This window comes from Paenibacillus lacisoli (assembly GCF_030580655.1).
Taxonomy (GTDB): domain Bacteria; phylum Bacillota; class Bacilli; order Paenibacillales; family Paenibacillaceae; genus Paenibacillus; species Paenibacillus lacisoli.
Map to the genome: position 1 here is coordinate 1 of NZ_JAUQTB010000024.1, position 21097 is coordinate 21097.

Sequence of the window (21097 nt, forward strand, 5' to 3'; positions counted from 1 at the left end):
TCACTCGTCCCCTCGTTTGTTTTCATTTTATTTCATACGAGGGTGTTTATCGACTGCATTTTTATCGTAGCACTCCAATCCGAGAAATTTGATGAACTAATACAAAGCTCTTTTAGTAAGGTTAAGCCGCCTAATCCAGGGTCTGCTAAGGAGAAAACAATGCTTCATGCTATTGAAACTGGAAAAATTCAATCAGGAGAAGCAAAGTTGAGTAAGTTTAGGGAACAACTTCAACAAGAGTTAGGTATGGATGTAGATATATCGATTATTAAAATTGGCGGACCCTTCGACAATCCCCCATTTACGCCACTTAAATAATAATTTGAGGTGATTTCATTGGATGAAAACATTGATTTATTTACAAAAATATTTTTAGATACTGATGATGAAAAAGGAGCGGTTATAGAAATAGTATCTAAAAATGTATACGGAACTATTAGTGGCTCGAACGTTTCTACAGAACAAGCAGATATTTATATTTTCAACAATGGAGATTTCGACGAAGATAGAAGGAATCTAGGGAATGATGAATTTCTATATTACAAGTATTGTCTAGAAATTGAGCCTGCTGAAAATGTAGAGAATAATGCTTTTGTTGTAGAAGTATCTAATTTATTGATAAAGTTATGGGATGCTGGTTATAAGGCGATAGCATCTTGTGACTTTGAAGAGTTGCTTCCAAGAAAAGGAGGCTATAATTTCGAGGAAAGGCAATGAGTTAGTTATAGTGCCGCATCACGCACCGCCCAATTAGCAGATGGGGGATAACGAAGCCAAGCAAATTCAACTATTTATGCTCTGCGAAGCTTGAACCGAATCGGTAATTAATCCAAATAGTGTGTTGGAAAAATATAAATAATCAAAACTTGGTTACATTATATTGGTAAGATCGTACGATACAACCAATAGTGCCATAATGCGAGTTGACTGCTCATGTTGTGGTCTTTTTTATCCTCATATGTATGTGTATGGCGGGTACATGAAATAGGCCCCCAGTGCCGAATGAACCCCTTATTCAACCAATGACACATATTACCCGTGTAATACCCGTATAAAGATTTCCTCATTTCGGTTGTACGCACATCAAATGATTTAATTTCATAACCTAAATAACGCTCTGCCGATACATCAAACAGGTTGATTATGGTCAGATACCACCATGATTGACCTGTTTTTGTTATCTTCAAAAGAATGATACAACAGACACAGATGTGCACAATATATAATTTAGAAATATGAGAATTGAGATCAAACCACAGGCAGAGGGAATTGTATTATACTGAGATAGTTTTTCTCAAAAAAGTAACTGAGATCATGTTACTAATGGTGAATATGACCGTTTTTGGCCTGTTTTTTGTTAAAGTAAGCCGAGAAATTGGTTAACTCGTATGGATCCCTTTATTATGATAGTTAGCTCAAGCTCAAAGAGAGGAAAGTGTAATGTATGCCGAAGCAACGATTTGAACAAGTACATATACAAAGAGAAGGCGCTGATGCTGCTGAATTGTCTTCTTTTTTAAAAAACTGGAATGATCCGCTAACAGAAAACGAGATTAAAGAAGCGGTAGAAAGACGTAACCAAATGAAGATTCCGATTCTTGATGAAGCTGTCAGCCTGTGGACGTTTCCCCAGAGAGATTTACCACACAGCTATATTGAATTTTTGCAGTACTCAAATGGCGGGGAATTTCAGACGGGGGAACGATATTTTCAGTTGTTCAGTACGAGCGAACTAAGAGAATATAATCTGCTGTATGAATTTCCAGAGTATATGAAGGGGAGTGTCTCCATAGGAATGGATGGCTGCGGCAACCATTATATTGTGGACATGCGGGAAGAACCGGTTAACGGCGAGTACCCGATTCGGACGGCTCATTCCGGCTGTCTGGATTACGAAGAAAGTGTGAAGGTGGCCGAGAGCTTTGAGGAATTGTGCAAAGGACGCAGCTCTATGGATGATGAGAAGGATAGGCTATGGGAGTGACTCAGAGTATAATCCACAAGTGGGAATGAGCTTTATGTAAAAAGAACGACAGGATATTGTCGAATGGAAGCCTGAAAACCTTAAATTTCCGAGGGTTGTTCTATAGTTTGTACGGTAGCATATAGGATGGAAATTGATTACAGTTAAATGGAAGCGCTTCATTAAAATGTCAGAAGATTGATCACTTCTGACGTGACATCCCTTTCAAGGAGGAATGATGTAATGAAGTCCCGTTGGTTTAAAATTGCCGGCACCCTGGCTCTGGTGGGAGCTCTGCTGACGTCCGTTGCTGCAGAGAGCGCACAAGCAAGTATGGCAAAAGGAAGCAAGTTTCTGGGTAATGTGATTGGAGGCAGTGTTCCTTCAAGCTTCTCAACATATTGGAATCAGGTAACACCAGAGAATTCAACAAAATGGGAATCAGTCGAGGGAACACGGAATTCGATGAACTGGTCCCAGGCGGATGCAGCTTATAATTTTGCCAATAACAATGGATACTCTTTCAAATTTCACACCCTTGTCTGGGGAAATCAGGAGCCTGGCTGGGTCAAGGGTTTGTCAGCTGCTGAGCAGAAGGCAGAAGTGACCCAATGGATTCAGCAGGCAGGGCAGCGTTATTCGAAGGCTGCGATGGTAGACGTCGTGAATGAACCGCTGCATGCCAAGCCGTCTTACCGCAACGCTATTGGCGGGGACGGTTCGACCGGCTGGGATTGGGTTATCTGGTCGTTCCAGGAGGCTCGCAAGGCTTTTCCGAATTCGAAGCTGTTGCTGAATGATTACGGTATTATTGGCGACCCGAACGCAGCGGATCAATATGTAAAGATCATCAACATCCTGAAAAGTAGAGGGCTGATCGATGGAATCGGTATCCAATGTCATTATTTTAATATGGATACGGTATCGACAGGCACGATGAATACGGTGCTTAATAAGCTCTCAGCGACAGGGCTTCCGATCTACGTCTCAGAGCTGGATATGACAGGTGATGACAATACCCAACTGGCCCGGTATAAGGAGAAGTTCCCGGTTCTGTGGAACCATCCCAATGTCAAAGGAATTACCATTTGGGGCTACATTCAGGGACAGACCTGGCAGAGCGGTTCCCATCTGCTGAATACGAACGGCACAGAGCGTCCGGCTTTGCAGTGGCTGCGCAGTTATTTGGAAGGCTGATGGACCATCGAAGAATTTCTTAGAATAGCCTGTATCCCGCTTTCCTGCTTTTATTGAGGGTACAGGCTTCTTCCATGTTATAGCTAAAAAAGTTATAGCTAAAAAAATTCTTCTTATTGGTCAAGTAGAAGAAAATAGATGCCTAGTATCCTTGTCATTTTGCGCCGAAAGCAAGTTTGTCCCGGGCAGAGGCTGCTCAAGTGCTGTACAATCTATATCAGATGCTTGAATAATTGTTAAAGACTCGCCATAAGGCGGGTCTTTCTTCAATGGTGTGCAGCCAAGCCAGCTGCAATTTGTTACAGGAAGGAAGGGTACCCATGAAAGCACCTATCATTTATGCGAAAAATATCATTGTTGGCGTCATCCGCCACCAGACCTGGCACTGGTATGTGACGGACAAAGAGCTCTGGTTCCTGGATCTGACCAAGCTGGAGCAGGCTTTTCTGGACAAAGGGTATGAGGTGTATGGGGCTGGAGATTATGCAGAGCGTTATGATATAGCCATCATTAATCACGAGACAGCGGACCTGTTTCTTCAAGCTATTTCGGATTATGAAGTAAGCACTGAGGAACTGCGGGAAGCCGTACAGCAAGCTGTATATGAGCCTGATGAGGAAGGGGTTTTTGGTTATTCGCCTGCGCTCCTGATCGATTTCGATAATCGTACAATGCTGTCCTATTATCCGGAACCAGCCTCGTTCGAGCATTATGTACCGGATGGCTGGACAGGGAAGTACGAGGATTTTACTCTCCGAGTCCCGCCGGAGCAGCAGTATTGGATCGTTGACGGCAAGGATCTATTCGTGGAGTAAGAACGCCTTGCCGGCAATAATGATATAACAAACAAATAAGCCGACAGCTGGAGAACTCCAGCTTCGGCTTGTTCGTTTTTTCTCTTCTAGATACAAATTAAGCACGTTGTCTTTGCACCGGATCATGGTCACCCAGCAGCCGGGTGAGGATTTTATACAGGATTACCATGGAATCAGACGGTTTACACGCTATAATGAGAAGTAAGATATCCAGTTACCACCATTTTTACATACTCCAAGGGGGTTGTTGTTCTGGCAGAAATCAAGTCTCAGAAAAATCCTTCTATTGCTCTTACTCTTATCATCCTGCATGTTCTGTATGTGATGTCCTTATTTATATGGCCCGCTTTTGCGTTCGCTACCGGATTCCTGTTTGATGCGCCGGGTTCCAGCTGGGAGACCGCTTCGTGGGGAACCAAGGGATTCATCTATTCCGTCTGGATTTATCCGGTTAGTGTCATCATCTCTTTCTTTGGCTGGATCCCTTACCATCTGTACAGGTTCCGTTTGGCCATCGGGCTGGCTGCTGTTCCAGTAGTCTGGTTTTTAGTTACAATCGGAATCATTATGATCGGCTAGTTTCATTGAACATCCTGGTTAACGCCGGGGTGTTTTGTTTTTTTTGTGTTAGGTTTGATTTTTAAGTAATCAAAAACACTGCAGCCTACATACAATGCCTAATAAAGAAAGCGCTTGCATAAAGGCGGTTTCTTAAAAGCAAAATACCGTACCGTATCCTGATACGGACGCAGACCGAGGGCCATATGATCTTGGGGAGGGTTCTGTGTGAAGAAGAAGGTCGTATCATTCAGACCGCTGTTGATTTTGCTGTTGATTTTTTCGTTTGCCGCTGCCGGATGTCAGAGTGTACAGCCGCCGCCGACCACGGGTGAGGCACAGCCTGGGCAGGACAACACGGCTGCACAGCCGGGGACAGACAGCACCAGCCAGCCAAGCCAGGAAGTGAAGGAAACACCAAGGAATGAAACACTGTACATTAATGGCCTACAGTGGGGGCCGCCGACCAACTTCAACCTGCTGAGTGGGAATCCGGCTTTTCCGATTAACTATGGCAACTCCAGGGAGCTGGTGTATGAAACCATGTTTATGGTGAACCAGCTGACTGGTGAGCTTGAACCGCTACTCGGCACCAAGTATGAATGGACCAGCGAGCAGGCGCTGCAAGTCGAGCTGAACCCGGATGCCAAGTGGAGCGACGGGAAGCCTTTTACCGCAGATGACGTGGTCTACACCTATGAACTTGGCCACAAATACGACATTAACTGGAGCAATTACTGGACCTACATCGAAAGTGTTAAAGCCGACGGAGAGCATAAGGTGATCATTACACTGAATCCGAAGAACCCGAACAAATTGACAGTGCTGGACAGCATTGAGCTGATTCCGATCCTGCCAAAGCATATTTGGGAAGAGGTCGAGAAAAAGGCGAATAATGACCTGTCAACGATCCGCAAGGAAGTGAACGAGAATCCGGTAGGTACGGGACCTTATAAGCTGTACTTCTACAATGATCAGAAGATTACATTAATCCGTGATGATAATTATTGGGGAAAATCCCTGTTTGGCAAGCTCCCTGCGCCCAAATATATTTCACATGTGATCTACAAGGATAATGCGGCAGGTGATTTGGCGTTCAAGAGCGGGCAGGTCGACGTCTCGCAGCAGTTCATCCCGCAGGTCTCGAATATGTGGAAGAAAGGCGCTCCAATCAAGACCTATCTGAAGGAAGAGCCGTATTATCTGGCAGGATCTATGCCGTCGATTTTCTTCAATCTCTCCAAAAAAGGTCTGGATAACCCGGATGTACGAAGAGCGATCGCGATGAGCATTAACTATGCCAAAATTTCCGAGCTGGCTATGAGCGGCTATTCAGCCCCGATGCAGCCTTCGCTGACGCTGAACTCGGATGCCGAATCCAAATTTGTTGACCAGAATGCGATCAAATCGCTGCAGTGGACGACAGATGTGGAGGGGGCGAATCAGCTGCTGGACTCCATTGGTGCCAAGAAAGGCAAGGACGGCATCCGAGTTCTGAACGGCACAAGATTAGGACCATTTGAGATTGAATGCCCATACGGCTGGTCGGATTGGAATGCCTCACTGGAAATCGTAGCCCAGAGTGCGAAGGCCATCGGTATTGAGATCCGTACCAAGTTCCCGGAGTCGCCGGTATGGACTAATGATCTGCAGACCGGCAAATTCGATATTATCATGAATACACCTGCAGGCGGAGTCAGTCCGAGCCAGCCTTGGAACCGTGCCATGACGATCATGTACTCCAAGGGCGTTGCTCCGCTTGGCGAGATGGCGTTCTGGAACTGGGGACGCTATAAGAACGACCGGGCGGATGCCATCATTGATGAAATTCCGACCGTCTCCGATGATGCCAAGCTGAAGGAACTCTACACTGAGCTGACTACGATCTGGCTGAAGGATATTCCATCCATTCCGCTGATGTACCGTCCATGGGTGTTCCATACTGTGAATGAGTCAGTCTGGAAAGGCTTCCCGACAGAAGGGGACGGCAGCAATATTCCACCACAGATCGCGATGGACGGGGCCGGCATCCGCGCTCTGTACGAGATCCACAATTAACTCCATAACAGCTGAAGCATCTTTGGGAGGTGAGCCTGTTGAACGCCTACGGCAAATATGTGACAAAGAAGCTGCTCTGGTATCTCCTCACCCTGGTGATTGCAATCGGGCTGAATTTTATGCTGCCCCGCATGATTGAAGGTAACCCGGTCAGCATCATCGTATCCAAAATGACCCAGGGTATGACCGACAGCGATACCATCAAGCGTGTATATGAGACCTTTATCCAGGAGTTCGGAATTGACCAGCCTCTGTATATGCAGTTTCTGATCTATGTCAAAAACCTGTTCACTGGCAACCTGGGTACCTCGTTTGGACTATATCCGAAGCAGGTCACGGATATTCTGGCATCCGCGGTACCCTGGACCATCGCCCTGCAGCTTCCGGCCATTCTGGTCGGATGGCTGCTCGGCAATATTTTGGGAGCAGTAGCCGCCTATAAGAAGGGTGTCTTTGACAAGGTCATTTTTCCGGTCGCTCTGTTCATTAACTCCATTCCATTCTTTACCCTTGCGATTATCATGCTGTATGTGTTTGCTTTGACCCTGCACTGGTTCCCGTTATCCGGGGGTTATGACTTCCAGATGGTACCGCAGCTTAGCCTTGATTTCATCTGGTCGGTCATCCGCCATCATATGCTGCCGTTCTTTTCCATTGTGCTTGTTACCATTGGCGGTCAGGCGATCGGGATGCGGGAGATGTCCATCTATGAACTGAATTCGGATTACGTGCTGTACAGCAAGCTGCTGGGGATCCGTGATTCGCGGATTGCAGGCTACGTTTTCCGCAATGCAATGCTGCCGCAGATAACCGGGCTTGCGCTCTCCATTGGAACAATGGTCGGCGGCTCATTGATCTGCGAGATCGTATTCAGCTATCCGGGCATTGGCACCTGGTTGTTCACTGCAATCCGGCAGCTGGACTACCCCCTGATCTCCGGCTGTACGCTGCTGATTGCCATGTCGGTACTGCTGGCTAATTTTACGATTGATCTTGTCTACGGCCTGATCGATCCAAGAATCAAAGCTTCGCAGATGGAGGATCAATAATATGAACCATTCCCTGCGCATATTGGTCACATCACCTAAGTTTATGCTCGGTGCCCTGCTATTTATGTTCATGGTTGGTTTTGTGCTGATTTATCCGCTGGTTAACCGTAATGATCCGCTGGAGATGATCGCCATGGCTTTTCAGCCGCCGGACGGCTCGCTGTGGCTCGGTTCAGACAATTTCGGCCGCGATCTGTTCCTGGAGCTAATCTATGGCATCCGTACGTCCATCAAGGTAGGGCTGATCGCTGGCGTGTGTGCGACGGTGATTGGCCTGGTCATTGGTCTGGCTGCCGGTTACATCGGAGGCTGGCTCGATAACCTGCTGACCGCAGTTACGAATATTTTTATTGTCATCCCATCCTTCATCATCCTGATCCTGATTTCGGTCAGCATTGATTCCCGCAGCTCGCTGGTCACTGCGCTCATTATCGGAGTCACCAGCTGGCCCTGGACGGCTAGAGCCGTGCGGGCCCAGACGACTTCGTTGAGGAGCCGTGACCATGTCAACATTGCCAAAATATCCGGGCACAGCACACCGCGTATTATCGCCTTTGAAATTCTTCCTTATATTGCTTCCTATGTCGTTATGGCGTTCGTGCTGCAGACCGCTTCCGGTATTCTGGCTGAGGCATCCATCTCCATGCTGGGGCTCGGACCGTACAACACGATCTCGCTCGGGATCCTGATGAACTGGGCGCTTGTCTTTGAGGCGCCGGTGGCGGGCGCATGGTGGGCTTTTATTCCGGCTGCGCTGTCGATTGCGATCATCACCTTTTCCTTGTACATGATGAATACGGGTATGGATGAAATCTTTAATCCGAAGATAAGGAGCTGACGGTTCATGAGTGATCTGATTCTTGAAGTCAGCGGGCTGAAGACCTATTACCGCACCCGGCTAAAGGAGAAAGTATTTGCGGTCGACGGGGTTAACTTTGCCCTGGAGGCCGGAAAGACGCTCGGGATCGCGGGTGAGTCCGGCTGCGGGAAATCGACCCTCGCACTCAGTCTGATGGGCTTTTATTTTCCGCCGCTTCATTATGACAGCGGTTCGATTTCCATTGATGGGCAGGACATTATGAAGCTGTCCAAGGAGGAACTGCGTGTGCGGGTATCCGGCCGTGAAATTGCATACATTCCGCAGGCTGCGATGAATGCCCTGAATCCGACGCTTCGGATCATTTCTTTTATCGAAGATATTATGAAGGAGCACCGCCCGGAGCTGAACCGGCAGCAGGTAAGGGCGCTTGCGGCTGAACGTTTTGAAACCCTGAATCTTCCGTCCAAGGTACTGGATTCTTATCCGAATGAATTGTCAGGCGGCATGAAGCAGCGGACAGTTATTGCAATTTCTACAATTCTGAACCCGAAGGTGCTGATTGCGGATGAGCCGACTTCCGCACTGGACGTGACATCCCAGAAGGCCGTCATCAGGCTGATGAAGAATCTGCTCGAGCGGAAATTCATCCAGTCATTGGTGTTCATTACACATGAGCTGCCGCTGCTGTACCATGTTACAGATGAAATTATGGTGATGTATGCGGGAGAGGTTGTGGAGCGGGGGACGGCTGAGCAGATGATCTTCGATCCGCTGCACCCTTATACCAAACGGCTGATGGGATCGATCATCGTTCCGGAAGAAGGAATGAAGGAGCAGCGGCTGGCCGCAATTCCGGGGGCTCCGCCCAATCTGAAGCAGGTGCCGCCAGGCTGCCGGTTTGCAGACCGGTGCAGCTGGGCGGTTGAAGAATGCCGCAGTGGTGCCGTGTCTACGGTCATGAGCGGCGAACGGGAATACCGGTGCCGGTTCGATGAGAAGACGCTGAGGGGGTGGTATGCCAATGAAGCCGCTGAACAGGATGGAGCCGATCACACCGTCTCAACGTAGCGAAGTGCTCATCTCCGGGAAGAGGATTACCAAGGTGTTTGGATATGGCAAGCAGAGGACGGCTGCGCTGGACGAGGTGGATTTTGCCTTCCGGGAGGGAGAGATTGTCTCGATTGTCGGCGAGAGCGGCAGCGGTAAAACGACGCTGGCCAAAATTATGATGGGTCTGCTCAAAGAAAGCTCCGGTGAAATTCAATACCGCGGTATTCCGCGCCAGCTGGGGAACCACCGGCAGCGAAAGCAGTATTGGAAAGATATCCAGGCGATTTTTCAGGACCCATTTTCGTCATTCAACCAATTCTACCGTGTGGAGAAGCTGCTGCTCGATTGTCTGAAGCTGCAGGGGCTGCAGTTAAGCCGGGATATGCAGTTCGAGCGTATGAAGGAAGCGTGTACGTTCGTCAACCTGAAATTTGAGGAGCTGTATAACAAGTATCCCTTTGAGCTGTCGGGGGGACAGATGCAGCGGCTGATGATTGCAAGGATATTTCTGCTGCAGCCGAAGCTGTTGATCGCGGATGAGCCGACGTCCATGGTCGATGCCTGTTCCCGCTCCACGATCCTGGATATGCTGCTGAAGCTGCGGGATGAGAACCGGATGACGATTGTATTTATTACCCATGATGTCGGGTTGGCCTATTATGTAAGTGACACACTGTACATTATGGAAAAAGGCCGTGTGGTAGAGAGCGGACCCGCTGAAAGGGTCATTCTGGAGCCGGCGCATCCCTATACCCGTCAATTGATTGAGGATGTGCCCAAAATTCATGAAGAATGGAACCTGGGTTAAACCGGGACTGCTCATATAAAAGGAGGCGAAGCGGTGATGGCAATATCAGCTGGTCTTAATGTCTATTCGGTCGCACACGAACTTGCGGCAGATTATTTCGGCACCCTGAAGAAATTGGCTGCCGCAGGTTACGCGAACCTGGAGTTGATCGGTTTTAATATCATCAAGGGGACCTCTTTCCTGGATGAGCATACGCCAGAATCGGTTAAGAGCAGGCTCGATGAACTGGGCTTGTTCGCGGTCGCAGCACACGAAGGAGTAGCTCCGGGTAAAGAGATCGTCGCACACGACTGGCGCCGGGTGATGCAGTATTACGAGGTGCTGGACTGCCGCCGCATCGTGATTCCATCGATATGGATCGAGAACCGGGAGCAGGCGCTGCAGGCGGCCGATCAGCTGAACAAGGTCGGACAGCATCTGGGGGAGCATGGATTTCAGCTGTACCTGCATAATCATGCGCATGAATTCCGCAGGGTGGAAGAGGGGGCGGAACAGACGCTGTTCGATCTGGTGGTCGCGCATACAGATCCGCAGCAGGTACGGTTTGAGCTGGATCTTGCATGGGTCATGAGAGGCGGAGCCGATCCGCTGCAGGTGCTGACACGGCTGGCCGGCCGCTGCGATATGATTCATCAGAAGGACATTAACCGAGGCTTGGCCGGTAGTCTGAACCTGCTGGCACACAGGGAGGGGGATGTGCCTGAAGATAGGAATGAGCCGGCTTCCCTTCGATCGGTCTACAGGGACCGTAACCGCCCGGATGACTTTGTGGATCTGGGTACCGGGTTGATGAATCTGGAAGCGGCATATGACCAAATCAGGAAGTGGGGACATGTCCGGTATGCCCTTGTGGAGAATGAAAGTGCATCAACAGATAAGCTGAAGAGTGTAGAGAATGATTTGCGAGTACTTCAATCCTATCTATGAGCATACAGAAGCCCCCCGGTGAAGATATTCTTCACCGGGGGGCTTTGACATTGCCGCTGATTTTCTAATGATCGTCGCTGTTCTCCTTCAGCAGTCTGGAACCGGCCAGCAGACAAACAGCGTAAACGGCTGCTAGCAGCAGATAAGGCAGCTGCAGAGCAAAGGTACGGCTGAACATTTGCTCACTGGAAGTGACGATCAATCCTCCAACCACAGCCCCGATAGCACTTACACCCATGGACAGAAACCGGAAGACGCTTCCTACCCGTCCAAGATAGGCATCCGGCACCGAGCGCTGCAGCAGGGAGGTACGCGTGATGTTGTAAACGGTGATGAAGAATGCAGCAGTAAAATAGAAAAGCCCCACGGCATACGGACTGACGAAGACTCCGCAGGCACCGTACACCATCATCATGGCCAGAATGGAGACTAGCAGCAGCTGCCGTGGATTCCAGCGTGTACGCATCTTCGAGATCACCTGGCTGGCCAGCAGACTGCCCAATGTGGCGACCAGTATAAGAATGGCAAATCCGAAGGAATCCAGTCCAAGCACCTCCTGGGCAAAATAAACCTGGGTTGCCACCAGCGAGGAGGCCATCAGGGTAATAAAAATGGACAGCAGTGCCAGCGGGCGGAGAAAGGGATCGGCATAGATATATCGGAAACCGAACAGCATGTCCTGCCTCCATGTGGCTATGGCCGCTTTTTGGATTGGCGATGTTATGTCCCTTTGCGATGTATCCGGACGGAAGGATCCCCGCAGCAGGAGCAGGAGTGCGCTGGCGGCGAATGCCGTAACCGTATCGACAGCGAACGGGATGATCAGGCTGAGCGTAATGACCAGTCCGCCCAAGCCGACGCCCACCATGTCGCTGGAAATCAGCTGGCCTGCAGTGAAGCGGCCGTTCGCCTGCTCTAACCGGCTGCGCTCCACGACCGAGGGCAGCAGGGTCTGTACCGTACTATCGAAAAGCACCCGGCTTAGACCGATGCCGAACATGAAGACGGCCAGCAGGGGGATGCTGATCCACCCGGCCGCAATGCAGACGGTCAGTACCAGCAGCAGCAAGGTCCGAAGCAAGCTGGCGGCTGCGATCAGACCTTTGCGGGACATTCGGTCGATCAGAATGCCTGCGGGCAGGCTGAACAGGAGCCAGGGCAGTCGCAGCGCAAGGGTAACCCAGGAAGCATGCAGAGGATTGCTCGTCAGTGAGGATACCAGCCAGGGAACAGCTGTTAAGGTCAGCCCATCGCCAAGGAAGGTGAGGGAGTATGCCCCAAACAGCTTGTGGTAGTTGGAAGAAGCCCCCGGTTTAGCCTTTGGTGGCGGCGGCACAGTCTCTGTTACACTTTTCATGGAAGGAATACCACCTTTATTAGGAAGTAGGGAGACACACTAGGATGTGTCTGAAAACTAAATATTATGGTAATATTTGATAAAAACGAATGGAGCAGCAAACATGAGTCAAAGACGGTACGAAATAAGCGATGAACAGTGGGATCAAATTAAGGATATGTTTCCACCTTATACAACAGGACGTCCGTCAAAATTGAATGAACGAACCATGTTTAACGCTTTTCTATGGATCGCTCGAAGTGGTGCTGCCTGGCGCGATCTACCGGAAGAACGCTATGGTTCATGGAAAACGGTTTACAGTCGCTTCTGCAAGTGGCGGGATAGCGGACTGCTTGTTGCGATCTTCCAAGCCCTTCAGGTCGAACCTGACTTTGAGAACTTGAGCATGGATTCGACATCGATCCAAGCCCATCAACACAGTGCCGGTGCAAAAAAAACGCAGACGGACACGAAGTAAATCAGCACATCGGCGTCAGCCGTGGCGGCAAGACAACCAAACTTCACGCCGTCGTCGATGGGATTAGGAAACCCTCTAACTTTTCTTCTAACAGGAGGTCAAGTCTATGATTCTGTTCCAGCGATCGAATTACTGCAGGAGCTAGATATTACGGGAAGCCATATTCTTGGCGATAAAGCCTATGGTTCCGAAGCGATTCGGAATTGGATCACAGCTAAGCAGGCATCCTACACGATCCCGCCTAAAGCGAATAGTCAAAACCCATGGAACGTCGATGGGGATCGGTATAAAGAACGCCACGTAGTGGAGTGCTTTTTCAATAAAATCAAACACTTTCGCCGTGTGGCTACTCGCTACGATAAACGAGCCAAGTCATTCTTGGCGTTTGTATACGTGGCTGCCATTTTCAAATTGACTCAATGAAGAGTTTTCAGACACGACCTAGTACTTTCCATTATCATAACTGGTAAAAAATTGAACATCTACAAAATACCTTAAAAAAATCAAATTTACATAAATTTTCCATGACATTATACTCTTACACAGGAGGTGATGATTGAAAGAGAGACGCGAGTCGACAATGATAGTAAGCGCTTACTAGACTTGCGTTTTATTGAAATCCAATGATTGTTAATCAAAAAGCTTATAATCCAATTGAACATCCTGAATGAACAGATGCGTCAGCCGAACGACAAATCAATATAAAGGCCAGGTGAACCTATGAGAGGGTTAAAAGGATTGAAGAAGCCGGCAAAATATATGCTGGCTCTGTCACTGGTGCTGGGCGGCTTGTTACCATCGTTTGCGGACAACATTCATGCGGAATCCCATGTAGATAATCCTTATCTCGGAGCGACCGGCTATATTAACCCCGATTATGCTGCCAATGTGGATTCATCGATGGCCAAGGTCAGTGATGCCTCGCTGAAGGCCAAGATGGCTACCATCAAGAGCTATCCGACAGCCGTGTGGCTGGACCGGATCGCCGCTATTGACGGCGGCGGAGGCAGGCTGAGCCTGGAGCAGCATCTGGATGCGGCGCTTGCGCAGAAGAAAGGCAGCACGCCAATCACAGCCGAGTTCATCATTTATGATCTGCCCGGACGGGATTGCCATGCCCTGGCTTCCAACGGCGAGCTGCCATTAACCCAGGCTGCGCTGGAGCAGTATAAGACGCAGTACATTGATCGAATCGCCAGCATTTTTGCCAAGCCGAAATATCAGGATCTGCGAATCGTAGCCATCATTGAACCGGACAGTCTTCCGAACCTGGTGACCAACCTGAGTACACCGAGCTGTGCGCAGGCGAATTCCAGCGGCATCTATGTTTCGGGTATCCAGTATGCACTGAATAAATTGCATGCGATTCCGAACGTCTACAATTATCTCGATATCGGTCACTCCGGCTGGCTGGGCTGGGATAACAATCGCAGCGGTACGGTATCTCTGTACACCAAAACTGTAAGTGGTACCAGTGCAGGTCTGAAAAGTGTGGATGGCTTCATTACGAATACATCCAATACGACCCCGCTGATTGAGCCGAACCTGCCGAATCCCGATCTGAATGTCGGCGGACAGCCGATCAAATCATCCAAATACTATGAATGGAATCCATATTTTGACGAGATGGACTTTACGCAAGCGCTGTACCGGGACTTCACAGCCGCCGGATGGCCAGCCAGTATCGGTCTGCTGATTGATACGAGCCGCAACGGGTGGGGCGGACCGGATCGCCCTGCGACAGCTGTGGGCGGCGATATTAACACCTACGTGAACTCAGGCAGAGTCGACCGGCGGAATCATCGCGGCAACTGGTGTAATAGTGCAGGTGCTGGACTCGGAACACCGCCGCAGGCCGCACCGGCCGCTCATCTGGATGCCTATGTGTGGGCTAAGCCGCCAGGAGAATCCGACGGCTCAAGCTCCCTCATTCCGAACGACGAAGGGAAGGGCTTCGACCGTATGTGTGATCCGACCTATGTAACAGCGGATGGTGTGCTGACAGGTGCACTGCCGAACGCACCGATCTCCGGGCAATGGTTCCATGATCAGTTCGTCATGCTGGTACAGAATGCATATCCTGCGGTTCCGGGCAGCGGTGGCTCCACTCCGGATCCGCAGCCAACGGTTCCCGCAGCACCCGTCAACGTGGCAGCGGCGGCAGGCAGCGGCCAGATCAAGGTAAGCTGGAGTTCAGTTAATGACGCCACAGCTTACAATGTCAAACGCAGCACTTCCCTGACAGGTCCCTTCATAACCGTTGCGAAGGGTGTAACGAATACGAATTATACCAACACAGGCTTAACGAACGGAACGGCCTATTATTATGTAGTGACAGCTGTTAATCTGGCAGGTGAAAGTGTGAATTCGGCTGTCGTGACGGCGACACCGACGGCAAGCGTAACGGTTCCAGCCGCACCAGCAGGTCTGAACGGTACAGCGGGTGATGCTCAGGTTAAGCTGGACTGGAACGCCGTCAGCGGAGCATCGGGTTACACGGTGAAACGTGCACGGAGTGCCAGCGGTCCGTATACCGCCTTGGCAGCTAATATCAGCGGCTTGACTTACACCGATACAACTGTCACGAATGGCACGACTTACTATTATGTAGTCAGTGCCGTCAACAGTGCCGGAGAGAGCGCCAACTCGGCCGCAGTCAGTGCCAAGCCGCAAGGCGCGACGGCCCAGCCGCCTGCAGGCAGCCTGAGTGTGCTGTATCGTGCCGGCGATTCCAGTGCAACGGATAACGCCATCAAACCGTTTCTTAATATTAAGAATAACGGCAGCACGGCGGTCAATCTGAGTGATCTCAAAATCCGTTATTACTTCACCAAGGACGGCAATCAACCCCTGACTTCCTTCGTGGATTGGGCTCAGGTTGGCGGCGCCAACGTGACACGTACATTCACAGATACTTATCTTGAGGTTGGTTTTACGAGCGGCGCGGGAACACTGGAGCCAGGCGGACAGACTGGTGATATTCAGCTTCGTATTCATAAGAACGACTGGAGTAACTTCAATGAAGCCGATGACTACTCCTATGACCCGTCGAAAACATCCTATGCTGAATGGAACAGGGTCACCCTGGATCAGGGCGGCGTACGTGTTTGGGGGATGGAGCCTTGATCATTATGGTAAGTAAATTTTCTTGAATGAATTGTCTTGAACCAATAAAGGCCCGCCCTGACGGCGGGTCTTTGTCTGTACATATTGAGCGTTGTAGCACAAAATAGTTGGATACGGTTGCAAAAAACGGGTAAAGCATCAAAAATAGGAGTTATACAAAGTGTGCTTCGGCATACGGTTCAGCACAAAATCTCGCAAGAATCTATCTCAAGGAGAACAGATCTTCATCAGAGGAGGTTGCTGGTTTTCCGGCTCGGAGGAATGTCTATGGCTGTCGTATTCAGGTTTCTGAAGAAATACCGGGTGGCAGCGATTGCCGCCCTTCTCATGATGCTGATTGAGCTGACGGTAGAGCTGATTCAGCCGCTGCTGATCTCCAAGATCATCGACCATGGAATCCAGCAGCGCAATCTTACAGTAGTGTGGATGTGGGGCGGCGTGCTGCTCGGGAGTGCACTTATTGCTTTTCTCGCGGGAATCGCCAGTTCTTTTCTTGCCTCACACGCGAGTCAGGGGTTTGGCCACGATCTGAGAGGACGTCTTTATGATAAGGTGCAGTCTTTCTCTTATACGGTATTCAACAAGTTCGCCTCGTCATCCCTGATCACTCGTCTGACCGGGGATGTAACCCAGGTACAGGACATGGTATTCATGACTTTGCGTTTCATGAGCCGTGTACCGCTGGTCGTATTGGGGAGTATCATCATGGCGCTGGTCGTGCACCTGCAGCTGGGGCTGCTTCTGGCGGTTACGGTACCGGTTCTGCTCGTATTTATGATCTGGCTGATGCGGCGGGCCGCAGTTATGTTCCGCTCGGTTCAGCGCAGATTGGATGCCGTGAACGGGGTCATTCAGGAGAATCTGACCGGGATCCGTCTGATCCGTGTGTTCGTGCGGACCGCCTATGAAGCAGCGCGTTTTGCTGAGTTCAGCGGAAGATTGATGAAGAAAACGGTATCGGCCCTGCGGCTGACTGAAGCCACAACTCCGTTCATTTTGCTAATTATGAATGCCGGCATTATTGCTGTCCTGTGGTTCGGCAGAGGGGATATTGCGGAAGGAAACGCGTCGGTAGGTGAAGTCGTTGCGGTCGTGAACTATTCGCTGCGCACGATTGGTGCCTTGTCTGCTGTATCCTGGCTCGTTGTGGCTTTTTCCCGGGCACGCGCTTCGGCACAGCGGATCGAGGAAGTATTCCAGACAGAGGAGCTGCAGGAACTGGCGCAAGCTGAACAGCAGCCGGAGACCAGAATAGGACAAGCTCCGGCAGCTGTTTCAGCTGGTATTGATGGTGGAGTAGAATTTCATCAGGTCGGGTTTCATTATCCGGGCAGCGATATTGCAGTGCTGCAGGATATCAGCTTCAAGGCCGCGCCGGGCGGGCGGATTGCCATTATGGGGGCAACCGGCTCCGGCAAGTCTTCACTTGTGCAGCTCATTCCCCGTCTATATGAACCGGATTCCGGAAAGGTACTGATTGATGGATGTGAAGCATCTGGAATAAATCTGGAGCAGCTCCGCGGCGCGATCGGCTATGTACCGCAGGAGGTGCTTCTGTTCACCGGCTCGGTGCGCGATAATATTGCATGGGGAAATGAGAACGCGACCAAGGAGGAGATTCAGCAGGCAGCGAAAAGAGCACAGATTCACGATACGATTCAAGCTCTGCCGAACGGCTATGACACCATGCTGGGCCAGCGCGGGGTCAATCTGTCTGGCGGACAGAAGCAGCGGATCTCGATTGCCCGCGCCCTGGTTCGCAAGCCTTCCATTTTGATCCTGGATGACAGCACGAGTGCACTGGATGTCCGCACGGAAGCAGCACTGCTGGATGCGCTGACGGAACTGTCCTGCACGACGTTTCTGATTACCCAGAAGATCAGTTCGACGGTGTCGGCAGACCTGATCCTGCTGCTGGACGAAGGCCGGCTTATCGGTCAAGGACATCATGAGAAGCTGCTGCGGGAATCGGGTCTGTACCGCCGGATTTATGAATCTCAGTACGGGGAGGAGAGCAAGCATGCTTAAGGAGCTATTGGAACCGTTTCGCCACACGCCGCCCCAATTGGATCTGCAGGGAGCGGATGCCGCAGCCGGCCGTAAACCGAAGGCAAAGGCGAAGGATTGGTCCGGCACCCTGGGGAGGATCTGGATGTATCTGGCCCGCCGTAAGGCCAAGCTTGCCCTTGTCCTGCTGATGGTTGTTCTCAGCTCGGCCTTATCCCTGCTCGGGCCCTACCTAGTCGGCAGGGCAATTGACGATTATCTTCAGGGACCCGGCGGGATGCCATGGGCCTGGTTTCTCGGCGGACTGGCCGCTGTGTATATTCTGTATTCCCTGACTTCCTGGCTGCAGAACATCTGGATGATCGGCATTGCCCAGGAGACCGTATACCGCATGCGCCGGGATTTGTTCACCCATCTGCACCGTCTGCCGATTCCGTTCTTCGGCAGACGGCAGCAGGGAGAAATTATGAGCCGCCTGACGAACGATATCGAGAATGTCAGCTCTACACTGAACAGCTCGGCGATTCAGATCTTTTCCAGTGTATTGACGCTGGTGGGTACGTTTGGGGTCATGCTGTGGCTGAGTCCGCTGCTGACGCTGCTAACCTTTATTGTTGTGCCTTTGATGGCTTTGGGAATGCGCTGGATTACACGCCGTACAGGTCCGCTATATAAGCAGCGTCAGCGAAATCTCGGTGATCTGAACGGCTACATCGAAGAGACGCTGTCCGGCCAGCGGGTGATCAAGGCGTTCTCCCAGGAAGAGCGCGTGATCCGCGGCTTCGGGGAACGAAATGACCGCATCCGGGAGTCGGGGTTCTGGGCGTCTACCATTTCCGGATTTATCCCAAAGCTGATGAATGGGCTGAACAATCTCAGCTTTGCCATCATCGCAGGAGTCGGCGGGATTCTGGCTATCCGCGGTTCAATTACAGTCGGAACCATTATTGTCTTCGTTGAATATGCCCGCCAGTTCACCCGCCCGCTGAACGATCTGGCGAACCAGTGGAACACATTGCTGTCGGCGATTGCGGGGGCCGAACGTGTCTTCGAGGTGCTGGATGAAGAAGTAGAGACCCATGATGAAAAAGATGCTGTAGCCGTAAAAAATATCGAGGGCGCAGTCGCATTCCAGAATGTCTCCTTTGCTTATGATGCCGATGCCGGCAATACGCTGGAGGGGATTTCCTTTGCAGCGCAGCCTGGCGAGATGATTGCACTGGTCGGACCGACCGGCGCAGGTAAGACGACGCTGATTCAGCTGCTGTCACGCTTCTATGATGCTGCCGGCGGGCGGGTCACGGTTGATGGCCGTGACATTACCGGGATCAGCCGTGAGAGCCTGCGCTCCCATATGTCGTTTGTCCTTCAGGACTCTTTCCTGTTCGAAGGAACGATCCGCGATAATATCCGATACGGACGGCTGGATGCGACCGATGAGGAAGTAGAGGCAGCGGCGAAGCTGGCAAACGCACACTCATTTATCATGCGAATGAACGATGGATATGATAAAAGGCTGCAAAATGGCGGCAGCGGCATCAGCCAGGGACAGAAGCAGCTGCTGGCGATCGCTCGGGCGATCCTCGCCAATCCGGCAATTCTGGTACTGGATGAAGCAACGAGCAGCATTGATACCGTTACCGAGCTGAAAATTCAGGAGGGTCTGCAGCGCCTGATGCAGGGAAGAACGAGCTTTGTCATCGCCCACAGGCTGAACACGATCCGGCAGGCTGACAAAATCCTGGTGCTTAAGGATGGGCGGCTGCTGGAGCAGGGCTCCCATGAGGAGCTGCTAAGCCGCAATGGATTCTATAGTGAGCTGTATCATAGTCAGCTGAAGCGAGCAGTGATCTGACTTTTAAGAAAATAAGAGATTATAAAATGGACCCCGGCACCGATCAGGCACCGAGGTCCATTTCTTTTTGCATGATGTTAATAGCTGATCAGATTCAGTTCTTCCGGAACAGGAACTACAAGGTTGCCGGTGTATCTGGGCGCAGCGGTACCGCTGCCGATATCGGTAGTCTTGTTGAAGAAGCTGTACATGATCTCCTCCAGCATTAGAGAATACCGGAATTGCACGAGTCCTGATCCTGCTACAGAAGGGCGTTTGCCGATCTCTTTGTCCAGGTTGCTTTTAATGAAGTAAACGTCCGGGTTGGAAGCTGCTTTGGCCCCAAAATTCGCCTGCCATTTCAGCACTGCCGTCTTGTTCTCCACCTCATAATAGCTCACCAGGCCGCTGTTTTCCTTGATAAAGAAACGGGAATATTGCTTGACCGGAAAAATGTAATCCGTCGTTGCTTCGATGCCAAGATCCTGCTTGGTCTTCAGCTGCGGCTGAGCAAGATGGGATACACGAGGCAGTCGCAGCGCCGCATTGCGTGCCGTTGTCAGTTCCCCGTATTCTACGCCGGTGACAGCGGACGCATCGGTTTTGTAAATATAAGCCTCTCTGGCACTCTGGTTCCACTGTACCTGGGCACCGAAGGCTTCCCCAATCGCGCGCAGCGGCAGCAGGGCCTTCCCGTTCACGAGAATTGGAGCAGAAGACAATGCAACTGCGGAGCCGTTCTTGTACATCGTTTTGCTGTTAGCCGTCAGCGTATATTTGTCCGAACCGTCATAAATCGTGACCTGTTTGGTGGCATTATCATAACCGAATATATAATTGCCAAGCGGCTTGAGATCGGTGATGGCGGCATAGGTGGTTCCGTCGCGCAGCACGACCTCGTAGGCAGCCTGAACGTTGTTGATGTAGGCAGTAGGTTTAACTGTTACCGCAGCTGCGTGTGCTTGCGAAGGAGCAAGCAGAAGAGGGGAAGTGCCTGCAGTGAGAATGGAAGCGGCGAGCATTATCTTCATTTTGTGTTGATTCCAGAATGCAGTTATTGTCATGTTAACT

General features: G+C 50.7%; 17 protein-coding genes and 1 pseudogene. 16 read left to right on the forward strand and 2 right to left on the reverse strand.

Features of this window, described 5'->3' with window-relative positions; genetic code table 11:
- From Q5741_RS20865 to Q5741_RS20920, 12 genes are all read left to right on the forward strand, one after another.
- A partial coding sequence (locus Q5741_RS20865) for a hypothetical protein (protein ID WP_305026045.1) occupies positions 1–318 on the forward strand: 318 nt, incomplete at its 5' end.
- An 18-nt stretch (positions 319–336) separates the two neighbouring features.
- Positions 337–717 (forward strand): 1,4-dihydroxy-6-naphthoate synthase, encoded by a 381-nt coding sequence (locus Q5741_RS20870; RefSeq protein ID WP_305026046.1) that lies wholly within the window; start codon positions 337–339, stop codon positions 715–717.
- A gap of 727 nt (positions 718–1444) precedes the next feature.
- The gene (locus Q5741_RS20875; RefSeq protein ID WP_305026047.1) at positions 1445–1984 is read left to right on the forward strand and encodes an SMI1/KNR4 family protein; all 540 of its coding nucleotides are present in this window, start codon (positions 1445–1447) and stop codon (positions 1982–1984) included.
- 222 nt (positions 1985–2206) lie between these two features.
- A complete protein-coding gene (locus Q5741_RS20880) occupies positions 2207–3160 on the forward strand; it encodes an endo-1,4-beta-xylanase (protein ID WP_305026048.1) in 954 nt (317 codons plus the stop codon).
- Between the two features lie 320 nt (positions 3161–3480).
- The gene (locus tag Q5741_RS20885) at positions 3481–3975 is read left to right on the forward strand and encodes a hypothetical protein (RefSeq protein ID WP_305026049.1); all 495 of its coding nucleotides are present in this window, start codon (positions 3481–3483) and stop codon (positions 3973–3975) included.
- Positions 3976–4299: 324 nt separating this feature from the next.
- The gene (locus Q5741_RS20890; protein ID WP_305026050.1) at positions 4300–4554 is read left to right on the forward strand and encodes a hypothetical protein; all 255 of its coding nucleotides are present in this window, start codon (positions 4300–4302) and stop codon (positions 4552–4554) included.
- A gap of 207 nt (positions 4555–4761) precedes the next feature.
- On the forward strand, positions 4762–6591 hold the full coding sequence (locus Q5741_RS20895; protein WP_305026051.1) for an ABC transporter substrate-binding protein: 1830 nt from the start codon (positions 4762–4764) through the stop codon (positions 6589–6591).
- Positions 6592–6629: 38 nt separating this feature from the next.
- Positions 6630–7640 (forward strand): ABC transporter permease, encoded by a 1011-nt coding sequence (locus Q5741_RS20900; protein WP_345784180.1) that lies wholly within the window; start codon positions 6630–6632, stop codon positions 7638–7640.
- A 1-nt stretch (position 7641) separates the two neighbouring features.
- Positions 7642–8478 carry an ABC transporter permease gene (locus tag Q5741_RS20905; RefSeq protein ID WP_305026053.1) on the forward strand — a complete coding sequence of 279 codons (837 nt, stop codon included), beginning with the start codon at positions 7642–7644 and terminating at the stop codon, positions 8476–8478.
- A 6-nt stretch (positions 8479–8484) separates the two neighbouring features.
- A complete protein-coding gene (locus Q5741_RS20910; protein ID WP_305026054.1) occupies positions 8485–9528 on the forward strand; it encodes an ABC transporter ATP-binding protein in 1044 nt (347 codons plus the stop codon).
- Entirely contained in the window at positions 9482–10318 is an 837-nt protein-coding gene (locus tag Q5741_RS20915) for an ABC transporter ATP-binding protein (protein WP_305026055.1), read from the forward strand. The genes Q5741_RS20910 and Q5741_RS20915 overlap by 47 nt, the downstream gene beginning before the upstream one ends.
- A gap of 36 nt (positions 10319–10354) precedes the next feature.
- The gene (locus Q5741_RS20920; RefSeq protein WP_305026056.1) at positions 10355–11245 is read left to right on the forward strand and encodes a sugar phosphate isomerase/epimerase family protein; all 891 of its coding nucleotides are present in this window, start codon (positions 10355–10357) and stop codon (positions 11243–11245) included.
- A 64-nt stretch (positions 11246–11309) separates the two neighbouring features.
- On the opposite strand, the gene Q5741_RS20925 is transcribed toward Q5741_RS20920, so the two are convergent.
- Positions 11310–12602 (reverse strand): MFS transporter, encoded by a 1293-nt coding sequence (locus Q5741_RS20925; RefSeq protein WP_305026057.1) that lies wholly within the window; start codon positions 12600–12602, stop codon positions 11310–11312.
- Between the two features lie 103 nt (positions 12603–12705).
- Between Q5741_RS20925 and Q5741_RS20930 the strand changes: the two are divergent.
- From Q5741_RS20930 to Q5741_RS20945, 4 genes and pseudogenes are all read left to right on the forward strand, one after another.
- Positions 12706–13482, forward strand: a pseudogene (locus Q5741_RS20930) (IS5 family transposase).
- A gap of 297 nt (positions 13483–13779) precedes the next feature.
- Positions 13780–16185, forward strand: a complete 2406-nt coding sequence (locus Q5741_RS20935; RefSeq protein ID WP_305026058.1) for a glycoside hydrolase family 6 protein — start codon at positions 13780–13782, stop codon at positions 16183–16185.
- A 267-nt stretch (positions 16186–16452) separates the two neighbouring features.
- The gene (locus Q5741_RS20940) at positions 16453–18213 is read left to right on the forward strand and encodes an ABC transporter ATP-binding protein (RefSeq protein WP_305026059.1); all 1761 of its coding nucleotides are present in this window, start codon (positions 16453–16455) and stop codon (positions 18211–18213) included.
- The gene (locus Q5741_RS20945) at positions 18206–20047 is read left to right on the forward strand and encodes an ABC transporter ATP-binding protein (RefSeq protein ID WP_305026060.1); all 1842 of its coding nucleotides are present in this window, start codon (positions 18206–18208) and stop codon (positions 20045–20047) included. Before Q5741_RS20940 ends, Q5741_RS20945 begins: the two co-directional genes overlap by 8 nt.
- Before the next feature lie 77 nt (positions 20048–20124).
- Here the strand turns inward: Q5741_RS20945 and Q5741_RS20950 are convergent, their stop codons facing one another.
- Positions 20125–21090, reverse strand: a complete 966-nt coding sequence (locus tag Q5741_RS20950) for a copper amine oxidase N-terminal domain-containing protein (protein ID WP_305026061.1) — start codon at positions 21088–21090, stop codon at positions 20125–20127.
- Between the last annotated feature and the right edge of the window lie 7 nt (positions 21091–21097).